Raw genomic sequence first — 13,530 nt, forward strand, 5'->3', positions numbered from 1 at the left:
AGTTATATAAAATAGGGGTTTTCCAGCGATTTATTGTGTTTTGAAGAACCCCCTACCAACTTCCTAAAAAAGCATGAATAACTTCTTGTTTGTAGCCGCGGAAAATGACGCAATTGCCAACTGTAAAGCCGGGGGTATGGGTGATGTGGTGCGCGATGTGCCCAGACAAATTTCAGAAAGGGGAGATAAGGTACATGTAATAGTACCTGCCTATTCCAGACTCCATAGAGATGGGGGCACCCTAAAGGCCCGCCTTAATTTTCAACTTCGGGGAATTCCATATACCGCAGAGTTGTATGAGCTAATTCCAAAAAAAGAGTTTAAGAATATTCATCATTATGCCATTCATCATCCCGAAATTGAAGCGGGAGACATAGCTCACATTTATCATAACGACCCCACGGAACCTTTTTATACCGATGCTATTAAATACTTTATTTTTTGTACTGCGGTGGCAGAAGCAATAAAAAAGGGCGCATTTGGGAAATTAGATGTTGTACACCTTCATGATTGGCACGCAAGCCTGCTTTTGTTCCTAAAAACATATCATAGGGGGTATCGGTCCCTAAGAGAAATCGGCTTTGTGTATAGCATTCATAACTTGGCCATCCAGGGTATTCGTCCTTTTGAAGATAATTATTCTTCACTTAAGAACTGGTTTCCAGACGTACCTATCGATTATGAAGGACTAAAGGATTATCGCTATCAGGATTGCATTAACCTTATGGCAGTAGGTATTCGTCTAGCAGATAGGGTGCACACGGTTTCCCCATCTTACAAAGACGATGTACTACTTCCCAGCTCGCCTCCCGAGTTTATAGGCGGCGAAGGGTTAGAAAAGGATTTGCAGCAGGCAGATGCCGAAGGCAGACTCTTTGGTATCCTAAACGGATGCAATTATAAAAATATAAGGACTGCGGAAAAGAATAGACTCTATAAGAATATCATCCGTGCCGTTTTTCAATGGGTACAGGAAGAATCCAAAAAGTATAAGGCCCATTTTTTGGCCCATACAGGAGAAAAGGTAGAGGAGTATCTTACCGAGCCACCCAGTTTTGTATGCTCTAGCATAGCCAGACTTACCGAACAGAAATTCTATTTTTTTAAGCGTTCGCCAGAAGCCCTGATCCAAATCCTTAAAAAATTGGAAGAGGTTAATGGTATATTGATGATTTTGGGTACCGGGGCCCCAGAGTATGAAGAGCTTTTCAGGGATGTTAGTAGAGAGCATAAGAATTTTATTTTCATCAATGCACAATCCGAAGATGTTATCGATTCCATTTACTTGGAGTCCGATCTTTATTTTATGCCTAGCCTGTTTGAACCATGCGGAATAAGCCAAATGTTGGCCATGAGAAATGGAAATCCTTGTTTGGTTCATAACACAGGAGGACTAAAAGATACTGTGCATCATATGAAGACGGGCTTCAGTTTTGACGGACATACCTATGACGAGAAAATAAAAAACATGGTCGTTGCTTTTGATGAGATATTGGCACTCTATCTCAATGACAAACCAAGTTGGAAAAAAATACAAGGTAATGCCAAAAAAGTACGTTTTACCTGGAAGAAATCGGTAGATGCCTACTATGAGTTACTTTACGCGACAAATCGTTGATCTTTAAGAAATTTATTAAAGATTTGCACGACAAATTGAAGGCATAACGGGTTTTATTAAAAATATGCCAAAAGAAATTATGACATTGTTAACCTGCCCCGTTTTTCGTAATTTTATGGCTCCAATATTAAACAAGTAAACTATACAAATGTCAGATAACGCTACTATTGAATACAAGGGTGAAAAATATGAGTTTCCGGTTATAAAAGGTTCTGAGGATGAACTGGCCATAGATATAAAAACATTACGAGGGTCCACAGGAATGACTACATTGGATCCTGGTTATAAAAACACAGGTTCTTGCGAGAGTGCCATAACTTTTTTGGATGGAGAAAAGGGCATATTACGTTATAGAGGTTATTCTATTGAGGAACTTGCGGAAAAGGCCGATTTTTTGGAAGTAGCGTACTTATTAATTTTTGGGGAATTACCGGATAAGATACAATTAGAGAAGTTTCATAACGACATCAGGGAAGAATCTACCGTAGACGAGGAGATGAAGAAAATCTTGGATGGTTTTCCAAAATCTGCCCACCCCATGGGCGTGTTGTCTTCCTTAACCAGCGCACTTATCGCCTTTAATCCATCTACTGTTGATGTAAGCTCTGAAAAGGCCATGTACCACGCCATTGTACGTATCTTGGCAAAATTTCCGGTTTTGGTGGCATGGACATTAAGAAAAAAGAAAGGACTGCCCCTAGATTATGGAGACGATTCCTTGGGCTACGTGGAGAACATTCACAAAATGATGTTCAAAAAGCCAAATCAAGAATATAAGAAAAACATGATCGTAATAGATGCTTTGGATCAATTGTTGATCTTACATGCCGATCATGAGCAAAACTGTTCTACCTCCACAGTACGGATCGTGGGCTCGTCCCATGCCGGTCTTTTTGCTTCTCTTTCTGCCGGAATATCGGCACTCTGGGGACCACTTCATGGAGGTGCCAACCAGGCCGTTCTAGAAATGCTGGAAGCCATTGAAGCAGATGGGGGCGACACAAAAAAATATATGGCCAAAGCCAAAGATAAAAACGATCCGTTTAGGTTAATGGGTTTTGGACATAGGGTCTACAAGAATTTTGACCCAAGGGCAAAGATCATTAAAAGGGCTGCGGACGAGGTGTTGGCAGATCTTGGAATAGAAGACCCAATTTTGGAAATCGCTAAAGGATTGGAAAAGGAAGCATTGGAAGATCAGTATTTTGTGGATAGAAAACTATATCCCAATGTTGATTTCTATTCAGGAATAATATATAGGGCACTGGGCATCCCAACAGAGATGTTTACCGTTATGTTTGCTTTGGGCAGACTTCCCGGGTGGATTGCACAGTGGAGGGAAATGCGACTTCGCAATGAACCCATAGGTAGGCCCAGACAAGTTTATATTGGCGAAAATAGTCGCCCTTTTGTTGGGGTAAATAAACGATAATCCAACAAAATAGTAAAGAATAGGCTGCCCAAAATCATTATAAAATGGGCAGCCTTTTTATATCCAAAGTTTAAGGAATCCCTATATTTGCGCAAATTTAAATTATGCTCCATCTAAACGTTACTGACGAGATTTCACCTTTAAAAGCGGTTCTTTTGGGTACTGCTGAAAGCTGTGGACCCACCCCCTCACCAGAAGAGGCTTACGATCCTAAATCCTTGGAACATATATTAGCGGGTACCTACCCGAAGGAGGTAGATATGGTAAAGGAAATGGAAGCTTTTGCCACCATCTTTCACAAGCACGACGTTGAGGTGTTTAGACCTGAAGTACTTAAGGACTGTAATCAGATTTTTTCGAGAGATATTGCTTTCGTAATAGAGAATAAATTGATAAAGGCCAATATACTTCCCGATCGGGAAAAGGAATTTGATGCCATCCTTCATGTATTGGACCGCATTGCACCGGAGAACATTATTTGTGCCCCTGAAGAAGTGCATATAGAAGGAGGTGATGTTATGCCGTGGAACGAATATATTTTCATTGGGACGTACACAGGTGATGATTACCCGGATTATATTACCGCTAGGACCAATAAGGAGGCAGTAGCCTTTATTAAGGAGCAATTTCCGCACAAAAAGGTAAAGTCTTTCGAATTGCGCAAGAGCAACACCGTTGCCAGCGAAAATGCACTACATCTCGACTGTTGTTTTCAACCCCTAGGAAAAGGAAAGGCAATTTTACATAAAAATGGGTTTTTGGTGGAAGAGGAATATCAATGGCTGGTGAACTATTTTGGTAAGGAGAATATTTTTGAGATTACCAAGGATGAAATGTACCAGATGTTCAGTAATGTGTTCTCCATATCGCCGAGTGTAGTAGTTTCCGAACGTAAGTTTACAAGGCTCAACAATTGGCTGCGCCAACAAGGATTTACCGTAGAGGAGATTCCCTATGCGGAGATTGGCAAGCAAGAAGGACTTCTGCGTTGTAGTACCCTTCCGTTGATAAGGGAATAACAAATCACCGGAAATTCTAACCCTTTATTTTTATAACAGCTTTTAAATACCTGAAAAACAGAAAGTTAATTCTTAAATCTGTATTTTAAGAAAAACTTTAACATGCTTTTATTTGGTTTACTAGACGACTGGTCATATTTTTGCGTTATCGTTTAAAACAATGGAGAAAACCTTAAAACATGAGATAAAGGCAAATTACCTTTTGGAGAAGGGAATGGAAATTCTTTGGTCTAAAGGTTATAATGCTACCAGCGTCAATGATATTGTTGTGGCGGCCGGTGTCCCTAAAGGATCCTTTTACTTCTACTTCGATAGCAAGGAAGATTTTGCGGTGCAGGCCATTCAAATGTATTTTGAGGAGCATTTTGTTCCAGCTCAAGAGATTTTGGACAATAAAAAGGTTTCCCCAAAAAAACGCCTGTTAGATTTTTATGAATACCGTTGCAACATCCTAATTGATGAGCTAGACTGTAAAATGGGTTGCTTAGCGTGTAACGTAGGAAACGAAATGGCCGAGCATAGCGAAAATATACGTAGGGTAATCGTGGAGAAAGAACGCTATGCGCAAGATCAGATTACTGTAGTGGTCAAAGAGGCGCAGGCTGCAGGTGAGATAGATGACTCCCTTGTTCCCGAAGATGTAGTTGCCTTTTTTGAGGATGCCGGAAAGGGGGCCATGACCAGTATGAAGGAATTACGGAGCCGTTATCCTATCGATAATTTTATGTATATGCTCAAAACATTGTTTTTAAAATGATGAAGAAATAACCACCACCAACCACGAGTAACAAACTCTTTTCAATAATCTTTAAAATTTTGTCCAAAAGGAAGTAATTAAATCGTCCTTAATGTAAAGACTTTAAAACTGGAACAACATAACTTAATTTATAATCGACTGGTCAACTATTAAATCTAAAAACAATGAATGCACTAAAAAAGGCGGGTAATGCCGCAAACACTTTTGCCAAAAAATGGGCAGAATTCGTAATCAAGTTTAAATGGCCCGTACTTCTCGCCTCATTAGCCTTAGCCTTAGGTTTGGCTTCTCAGGGCAAGATGGAGTTTGATGGGGACTATCATGTATTTTTTAGCGAATCTAATCCAGAATTGGAGGCTTTTGATGCCCTACAGGAAAAATATACAAAAGACGACAATATCGTAATTGTCCTAGCTCCCAAAAATGGGGATGTATTTACTCGTGAGAACCTTATCGCCATTGAAGAGCTAACGGAAGCGGCATGGAACACGCCCTATTCTTCCAGGGTAGATGCGGTGACCAATTTTCAGCATACCAGTGCGGACGGTGACGATCTCTACGTAGACGATTTGTCTTATGAATCCGCTAATAAGACCGCTGGTGAAATTAGGGAAATAAAGGAAAAAGCGCTAAAAGAACCATTATTGGTACATCGTATCATCAATGAAACGGGTAGTGTAACCGCTGTTAATGTAACGGTGCGCCTACCTGGTGTTAACAGTGCTGCGGAAATTCCTGAGGTTACCATAGCCACCCGAAATATGATTACGGAATTTAAGGAGAAACACCCACAGTTCGATGTTTACACAACGGGTTTGGTGCCCTTGAACACGGCATTCTTTGAAGCATCGCAAAGCGATCTTGGCCTTATCGGTATTATGTTGATCATCGTAATCTTCGTAACCTTTTTATTGACCAGAAATATTTTTGCTACCATATCCACCCTAGTAGTGGTACTGTTCTCAATTTTAAGTGCAGTTGGCTTTGTGGGTATCATGGGGATTAAACTTACACCTCCGTCGGCCGTATTCCCTACAATGATACTAACCCTAGCCGTTGCAGACAGTATTCATATACTCATTACAATGCTCCAAAAGGTGCGTAAGGATGGGTTAGACAAAAAAGAAGCCCTGGCAGAAAGTATGCGTTTAAATTTTATGCCTGTATTCATTACCAGCCTTACAACGGTAATTGGGTTTCTTACCATGAATTTTGGGGATGTACCTCCTTTCTGGCACTTGGGTAATATAACAGCCTTTGGTATGACCATGGCTTTCATTTACTCCACCACTACCTTACCTGCCTTAATGGCCATCTTTCCTATCTGGAAAAAGAAAGATGCAATGGTAAAAGAGGATAGGATTGGGAGGTATACCAAACTTGGTCTTTTTGTGTCTAGGCAACCTGTAAGGCTCACCATTGTTTCTTTGGCTGTCATAGCCGGCTTAACGTATTTGGCCACCTTAAATGTCTTTAATGATGAGTTTGTGGAATATTTTGATGATTCCGTGGAATTTAGAAGGGATAGCGATTTTGTAAACGACAACCTTACCGGCTTCTATAATGTGGAATTTTCAGTAGGAAGCGGAGAGAGTGGCGGAATAAATAGTCCTACATACCTAAAAAGCCTAAATGCTTTTGAAGATTGGCTTAACGATCAGCCCGAGGTGGTCCATGTAAATGCTTTTAGCGAAGTAGCACGCAGGGTAAACAGATCTATGCACGGTGATGACCAAAACTATTACAAAGTTCCGGAAAATAGGGAAGAAGCAGCACAGTATCTATTACTCTATGAACTATCCCTACCGTTTGGACTGGATTTAAACAATCAGATAAACGTAGACAAATCCGAAACTAGGGTTACCGCCACCTTAGAGAATATTTCTAGCGCGGAAATGATAGCTTTTTCAAACCGTGCTGAATCGTGGCTTAAAAACAATACTGACAAACCGATGCATGCGCTTGGTGTGAGTCCGACCATGATGTTTTCCAAATTGGGATTCAGACAGGCAGATAGCATGTTCAATGGAAACATCATTGCACTTATTCTAATTTCCCTGGTCCTAATGTTGGCCTTAAGAAACTTTAAGTTGGGGCTTTTGAGCATAATCCCAAATGTTACCCCAGTTTTAGTAGGGTTTGGAATATGGGCATTGTACAAAGGACAGATAAATACCGGAATGGTGATCGTTTTTGGAATGACCTTGGGTATTATTGTAGATGATACGGTTCACTTTATGAGTAAGTTTCTTAGAGCTCGGAGAGAATTGGGTTATGATGCCAAACAGGCCGTTATCTATGCCTTCGAAACCGTAGGCCGTGCCTTGGTAACCACTACCTTGGTTTTATTGGCCGGTTTTGCCGTATTGTCCACATCGTCCTTTGCGCTTAACAGTTATATGGCGCGGATAACCGTAATCATAATTTTATCGGCCCTAATTATAGACTTTATCCTATTACCCTCCTTACTTATTCTGGTAAGTAAAGAAAGTGAGGTTAAGGAAGATGTAAAAGAGTTTAAACCACAAATGCAATTAGATAAATAAAATAAACACTTAAAATTTTAGTATATGAGAACATCAATTTTTATGTCGTTGGCACTTTTTGGAATGATAACCGCAAGTGCGCAGAGCCCTGAAGAAAAGGGACTGGAAATTGCCGAGGCTGCGGAAGAAGCAGACCTAGGATTTGGCAGTAGCATTGTAGACCTTAAAATGACTTTAAAAAACAAAAATGGTCAGTCCAGTGAGCGCTTCCTTACCAATAGAACGTTGGAACTTACCGAGGATGGGGATAAATCCCTTATTGTTTTCAATAGCCCCAAAGATGTTAAAGGTACAGCCACGCTTACCTTTACACATAAGGTAGGATCGGATGATCAGTGGCTGTATTTACCGTCCATTAAAAGGGTAAAAAGGATATCTTCCAACAACAAATCGGGTCCTTTTGTGGGAAGCGAATTTGCCTACGAAGACCTGTCTTCACAAGAAGTAGAAAAGTATACCTATAAATTCTTGGACCAGAAGGGAAGCCTTTTATTGGTAGAACAAGACCCCGTAGATCCCAAATCTGGATATACTAGGCGCATTGTTACGTATAACAAGGATAAAGGATATCGAATTGAAAAAATAGAGTTCTATGACAGAAAAAATGCACTATTAAAAACGTTGACCTATAGTGATTATAAACTGTACAAGAACAAATTTTGGAGGGCAGATACCTTTAATATGGTCAATCACCAAAGTAACAAGGAAACGCTACTTAAGTTCAGTGGGTACAATTTTGGGGTAGACCTTTCGGATGATGATTTTTCGCAGGTTGCCCTGCAACGAGCCGGAAAATAGATAAATGGTATAATGAAATATTAAGGCAAGGCCGGTCGGTGAGCACAAGGTAATGCGTTTTTAAAAGACGCGGTTGTTGGTTGTTTCTGGTGCTGTTAAGGTTGGTCTTGTCTTTTGTTATAAGAATATATGTACATAAAGAGCATATTGGGCATTGTTTGCCTTGGTTTCACTACGTTCCTTGTAGCACAAGAAGAGGATTCTAAGAAATTGACCCACGACTTTGAACTGGAAGTAGAGGCAGAATACCGATATTTTACGGATGACGCCCAGTTTAACGGGCAAGAAGATCACTATCCGGCGGTTTCCTTTCAACCAGAATACAGCTTGGAATGGAACAAAGGTTATGAGAGCTTAAATTTTAAAGGTTTTTTAAGGGTAGATCGGGATGATGAACGTACGCATTGGGACATTCGCGAATTGTACTATCAAAAGGCCAAAAACAATTGGGAGCTTAACGTAGGTCTTAAAAAGGTTTTTTGGGGAGTTATAGAAAGCAATCATTTGGTAGATATCATTAACCAGACCGATGCTGTGGAGACGTTTGATGGGGAAGAAAAATTGGGGCAACCCATGGTACAATTCAGCTACATAACCAATAAAATAGGCACCTTTGATTTTTTCTACCTGCCCTATCATAGAAAGCGCACTTTTGCAGGTAGCGAGGGGCGTTTACGTTTTGGAACTGTGATCAATAAGGATGATATTGGCTATGAGAGCGGAGCTCAGGAATGGCGGCAGGATATGGCAGTGCGCTGGAAACACTACTTCGGTATCGTAGACGTTGCACTTTCGCATTTTTACGGCAATGGCAGGGAACCACTCTTTGTCTTTGATGCGCAAGGCAATATTAACTCGTTCTATCCTGTAATCAATCAAACCGGGTTAGAAGTACAGATTACCCACGATGCCTTTCTATGGAAACTGGAATCCATCTATCGAAATGCGGATGCTCAGGACTTTTTGGCTCTGGCGGCAGGGGTAGAGTACACGTTTAGCAATATTGATGGCAACGGCCTCGATATTGGCATTTTGGGGGAATACTTGTATGATGAACGAGACGAACTTGCCCTGAATGCCCTACAAAATGATGTATTCTTCGGTAGCCGAATTGCCTTTAACGATACCCAGGACACCTCTTTTCTTATTGGCGGAATTGCCGATCTGAAATCGAGTAGTAAAATATTTAGTCTAGAGGCGTCTCGAAGATTTGGTAGCACCTGGACCGCTGAAGTGGAAGCACGTATTTTTAATTCCATCGATCAAAATGAATTAATATTGGGTAATTTTCAGGACGATAGTTTTCTTAGGATTTCGATTTCGAAGTTTTTTTAGAGCTATTTGCAACTATAAATTTGGCAAGGAACATTGTTCCAAAATAATGTAAAAAAAATGTGCTTCAATATTTGCGGATTCGTTACAAAATGAAAGCGGATTTAACTACATTTATCGCCAATTTTTAAACCGCAAATGAAACAGATTACCAATACCATATTGATGATTAGGCCGGTTAGCTTTCGGATGAATGAACAGACGGCCGTAAACAATTATTTCCAGGAAGATCTGGATATTAAGAACAATGCAATAAATGCCAAGGCCCAAGAAGAGTTTGATGCGTTCGCAGCTGTTTTAAGGGACAAAGGCGTAAATGTGGTGGTGATTGATGATACCAAGAAACCAGATACCCCAGATTCTATATTCCCAAACAATTGGATATCCTTCCATGCCGATGGTACGGTGGGACTCTTTCCCATGTTTGCGGAAAACCGACGGGGAGAACGAAGACCTGAGATTTTGGACACCCTGGAGGAAAAAGGGTTTCTCATAGAGAATATCATGGACTATACCTCGGCCGAGGCCGAAGGATTCTTTTTGGAAGCTACCGGGAGTATTGCCATGGATAGGGTTAACAAAATTGCCTATTGTGCGCTATCCGCTAGGGCCGATGAAGAATTGTTTGTAGAATTTTGTGAAGATTTTGATTATGCACCGGTGATTTTCACAGCCAATCAAACTGTAAATGGTGAGCGTCTTCCAATCTATCATACCAACGTAATGATGTGTTTGGCAGAACAGTTTTCAGTAATTTGTCTAGATACCATTGACGATAAAAAGGAACGTAAAACAGTAGTCGATCACCTTAAAAAAAGTGGGAAGGAGATTATAACGATCTCCGAAGCACAGATGCATCAATTTGCGGGTAATATGCTGCAAGTATTGGGTAATGACGATCAACGCCTTTTGGTAATGAGCAGTGCTGCATACAATAGCCTTACCTCAGAGCAAATAGAGACCATTCAGAAATCGAGTCAAATAGTACATAGTTCCTTGGATACCATAGAAACTTGTGGTGGTGGTAGCGCCCGTTGTATGATGGCCGAGGTGTTTTTGCCCAAGTCCTAATAGGATCTATTTGCGATCAATTTTACGTTTCTTGCCTAAGATTACCTCCTTAAGGAAAACGGCCGTCATTGCAACCATAAAAAATGCGAAGGGCAAGGAAGTAATTATCAAGAGTTTTTGCACTGCGGTCAGTACATCAATATTTGGTTTGGCAGTACCGAGCACAATAAGGGCCAAAGTTGCCAATAGGATAAAAACGGACCAAAGCAACCTGTGTTTTTTGCTTGGATCTTTTTTGCCTTTGTCCGTAAACATACTGAGTACAAATACCGCAGAATCCACAGAGGTTACCAAAAAGCTAATTAGCAAAACAATGGTGGTAAAATTAAGGACTCCGGCAAGAGGATAGTTTTCGAAGAATACAAAAATTGATGAAAACACGTTACCAAACTCATTATTATAAGTTCCCCATGTCTCAATAACATCAAAGGCCGATGTGCCAAAAACCGAAAACCAAAAGAAAGTGCCTAGGGAAGGAATGATCAATACGCCCAGTAGCAGTTGGCGTAAGGTTCTCCCCTTAGAGATTCGAGCTATGAAGATACCTGTAAAAGGTGCCCATGCCAACCAAAACGCCCAATAATAAAATGTCCAATCCGTTAGAAAGGCAATACCAGGGTCATAACCATTGACCGCTATGCTCATAGGTACAAAGTCTATAACATAATGCAGCGTGGCCTTTGCAAAAGCTACCAAGATGGCGCCCATATCACTTAAGATAAATACAACCATCAGCAGCGCTAGGGTAATAAGAATGTTAAGTTTGGAAATGAGTTTTATGCCCTTGTTTACCCCTTTCCAAGCAGAGATGAAGGCCAGGACCGAGATTATGGTTGCCAATAACAGCGTGGTGGGCAAACCAAATTTACCATCAAACACATGATTAAGTCCACCATTGATCTGGGCGGTGCCCAATCCAACGGCAGCTATAAGACCAAATACGGTAGTAATAATGGTCATGATATCAATACCGTTCAAAGCCATTTTATTGGAAATGGTATCTTCTATGGTGGCACTTACCCTTACTTTCTTTTTACGAACGAAGAGTGCATAACCAACAATCATGGCAAAGAGTCCATAAAAGGCCCATGCCGTAAACCCCCATTGGTAGAAGGTAAATTCCAAAGCTAAAATTTTGGGCTGTAATGTAGAGGTATAAGGTGGGTTTTGCTGCATAAAAACAGGCTCTTGAACGGCACGGAGCAATATGCCGGCACCCATACCGGCGCTATACAGCATAGCGGTCCATGCCCATAGCGAATGTTCTGGTTTTTCCTTTTTTTTCCCAAGTTTTATCTTCCCAAGCGGAGAAATTGCAATACCCAATAGCAATAGTACACACCCAAGGCCTAGATAGAGATAAAAATACCCAAAATAGTTCCGTACCCAAATGGAGGTAGATTCTATGGCTTCATAGCTCTTTTCAGTTGCAAAAAAAACGATAAGTGTTAGCAGAAATACGGTTCCTACGGAAAAAAGAAGTAGTGCATGCTTTCTTAATGCTTTATATAGTGTGATAAAATGGATTTTTAGCTTTTAACAATATTTCTGATCATCCCCTCAAAGATAAAATAATGAAAGGGAATTATGCTGTACCAGTACAGTCTACCTTTTAAGCCTTTAGGTCTAAAGGTGGCAGTTTGATGCAATACGTTATTTTCATCTATTTTAAATTCTAACCACGCTTCGCCCGGTAAACGCATTTCCGCAAACAGCAGTAGCCGCCGAGCAGATTTATCCGCGAGTAAAACCCGCCAAAAATCCAGGGCATCCCCAGGGTATAACTTATCCGGGTGGGTGCGCCCCCTTCTAAGGCCTACCCCTCCGCTTAATTTATCCAGGAAACCACGTAGTTTCCAAAGCCAATTGCCGTAGTACCATCCATTATCCCCACCAATTTTCCATATGTTTTGCAACACCTTTTGGTCATCATTTACTTTCATTCTTTTTTCATCCTTTAACACCCCATATTTTGGTACCTGAATGTACTTTTCCAAATTTTTATCAAACCTTCCACTTACCATGCTGTCTTTCCAACTGCTTACAACCAAGTTTTGCTCAATTTTCTTAAAGGCCATTGCAATGGCCTCTTCATAGGTATGGGTCTCAATACCTAAAAGTTGCTCTAATCTGTTGTCTTTTGCTACCACTTCTATTTTCATACTGTCCACAAGGCTCAGTGCTAGTTTATAAGAGGTAGAGGTTACAAAATAGAGCCAATATGAAGAAAGTTTAGGGGTCATAACCGGTACTGTAAATATCCAGTTTTTGAATCCTCTTACCCGTGCATATTGCTGCAGCATTTGTTTATATGTAAGCACATTGGGACTTGCAATATCAAAGGATTTGTTGAACGTACTTTTATGTCCAAGTACCTTGGTCAAAAAAGATATAACATCTCTAATGGCTATGGGCTGTGTTTTAGTAAGTACCCATTTAGGGGTGATCATTATCGGCAGTTTTTCACATAAATCCCTGATTATTTCAAAAGAGGAACTCCCCGATCCCACAATAATTCCGGCTTTTAAAACGGTAAGATGGTATTTTCCTTTGGAGAGAATCTGCTCTACATTTTTTCGGGACCGGAGGTGCTTGGAGAGGTTTTCATCATTTACAATACCACTAAGGTATATCACCTGCCGTACCGAGGTGTTTCGCAGATACGAAATGAAATTAAGGGCCGTCGTAGCTTCCATTTCATCAAAGGTTGTTGTAGATGAACTCATGGAATGTATCAGAAAATATGCAGCGTCAATATCATGGGGAACCAGGTTCTTGCTTATCGGTTTCAAAAAATCAATTTCTAAGATTTGTAGTTTAGCTCTTATTACGGGATCTATGGAAAGCCGTTCCTTATCGCGTACGGCACAAACTACCTGATGCCCTTGTTCTAACAGCTGTGGCAACAAACGCATACCGATATAACCATTGGCGCCGGTAAGTAATATTTTCATGGT

General features: G+C 40.7%; 10 protein-coding genes. 8 read left to right on the top strand and 2 right to left on the bottom strand.

Going from position 1 to position 13,530, the window contains the following annotated elements; all coding sequences use genetic code 11:
- Positions 1 to 73: 73 nt before the first annotated feature.
- The 8 genes from ACEQ81_RS12120 (at position 74) to ctlX (ending at position 10,573) form a co-directional block, all read left to right on the top strand.
- Positions 74 to 1,618, top strand: coding sequence for a glycogen synthase (locus ACEQ81_RS12120; RefSeq protein WP_411031163.1), 1,545 nt, complete (start codon positions 74 to 76; stop codon positions 1,616 to 1,618).
- 148 nt (positions 1,619 to 1,766) lie between these two features.
- Positions 1,767 to 3,050, top strand: a complete 1,284-nt coding sequence (locus ACEQ81_RS12125) for a citrate synthase (protein WP_411031164.1) — start codon at positions 1,767 to 1,769, stop codon at positions 3,048 to 3,050.
- 104 nt (positions 3,051 to 3,154) lie between these two features.
- Entirely contained in the window at positions 3,155 to 4,069 is a 915-nt protein-coding gene (locus ACEQ81_RS12130; protein ID WP_411031165.1) for a dimethylarginine dimethylaminohydrolase family protein, read from the top strand.
- Between the two features lie 160 nt (positions 4,070 to 4,229).
- Positions 4,230 to 4,826 (top strand): TetR/AcrR family transcriptional regulator, encoded by a 597-nt coding sequence (locus ACEQ81_RS12135; protein ID WP_411031166.1) that lies wholly within the window; start codon positions 4,230 to 4,232, stop codon positions 4,824 to 4,826.
- Between the two features lie 164 nt (positions 4,827 to 4,990).
- Complete coding sequence (locus ACEQ81_RS12140) at positions 4,991 to 7,372, top strand: efflux RND transporter permease subunit (protein WP_411031167.1); 2,382 nt, start codon at positions 4,991 to 4,993, stop codon at positions 7,370 to 7,372.
- Between the two features lie 24 nt (positions 7,373 to 7,396).
- Positions 7,397 to 8,170, top strand: coding sequence for an outer membrane lipoprotein-sorting protein (locus tag ACEQ81_RS12145; protein ID WP_411031168.1), 774 nt, complete (start codon positions 7,397 to 7,399; stop codon positions 8,168 to 8,170).
- A 129-nt stretch (positions 8,171 to 8,299) separates the two neighbouring features.
- Entirely contained in the window at positions 8,300 to 9,505 is a 1,206-nt protein-coding gene (locus ACEQ81_RS12150; RefSeq protein ID WP_411031169.1) for a hypothetical protein, read from the top strand.
- A 135-nt stretch (positions 9,506 to 9,640) separates the two neighbouring features.
- Positions 9,641 to 10,573 (top strand): citrulline utilization hydrolase CtlX, encoded by a 933-nt coding sequence (ctlX, locus tag ACEQ81_RS12155; protein WP_411031170.1) that lies wholly within the window; start codon positions 9,641 to 9,643, stop codon positions 10,571 to 10,573.
- A gap of 6 nt (positions 10,574 to 10,579) precedes the next feature.
- Here the strand turns inward: ctlX and ACEQ81_RS12160 are convergent, their stop codons facing one another.
- Positions 10,580 to 12,100: a BCCT family transporter gene (locus ACEQ81_RS12160; protein ID WP_411031580.1), complete on the bottom strand. Its 1,521-nt coding sequence runs from the start codon at positions 12,098 to 12,100 to the stop codon at positions 10,580 to 10,582.
- 2 nt (positions 12,101 to 12,102) lie between these two features.
- Positions 12,103 to 13,527 carry an SDR family oxidoreductase gene (locus ACEQ81_RS12165; RefSeq protein ID WP_411031171.1) on the bottom strand — a complete coding sequence of 475 codons (1,425 nt, stop codon included), beginning with the start codon at positions 13,525 to 13,527 and terminating at the stop codon, positions 12,103 to 12,105.
- Positions 13,528 to 13,530 lie beyond the last annotated feature (3 nt).

Source organism: Spongiimicrobium sp. 3-5 (assembly GCF_046557915.1).
GTDB lineage: Bacteria > Bacteroidota > Bacteroidia > Flavobacteriales > Flavobacteriaceae > JBHEBG01.

Bases quoted from the DNA above. Each gene is read 5' to 3' on its own strand.
- ACEQ81_RS12165 (WP_411031171.1), bottom strand. From the start codon at position 13,527: ATGAAAATATTACTTACCGGCGCCAATGGTTATATCGGTATGCGTTTG.
- ACEQ81_RS12125 (WP_411031164.1), top strand. From the start codon at position 1,767: ATGTCAGATAACGCTACTATTGAATACAAGGGTGAAAAATATGAGTTT.
- ACEQ81_RS12135 (WP_411031166.1), top strand. From the start codon at position 4,230: ATGGAGAAAACCTTAAAACATGAGATAAAGGCAAATTACCTTTTGGAG.
- ACEQ81_RS12150 (WP_411031169.1), top strand. From the start codon at position 8,300: ATGTACATAAAGAGCATATTGGGCATTGTTTGCCTTGGTTTCACTACG.
- ACEQ81_RS12130 (WP_411031165.1), top strand. From the start codon at position 3,155: ATGCTCCATCTAAACGTTACTGACGAGATTTCACCTTTAAAAGCGGTT.
- ACEQ81_RS12145 (WP_411031168.1), top strand. From the start codon at position 7,397: ATGAGAACATCAATTTTTATGTCGTTGGCACTTTTTGGAATGATAACC.
- ACEQ81_RS12120 (WP_411031163.1), top strand. From the start codon at position 74: ATGAATAACTTCTTGTTTGTAGCCGCGGAAAATGACGCAATTGCCAAC.
- ACEQ81_RS12140 (WP_411031167.1), top strand. From the start codon at position 4,991: ATGAATGCACTAAAAAAGGCGGGTAATGCCGCAAACACTTTTGCCAAA.
- ctlX (WP_411031170.1), top strand. From the start codon at position 9,641: ATGAAACAGATTACCAATACCATATTGATGATTAGGCCGGTTAGCTTT.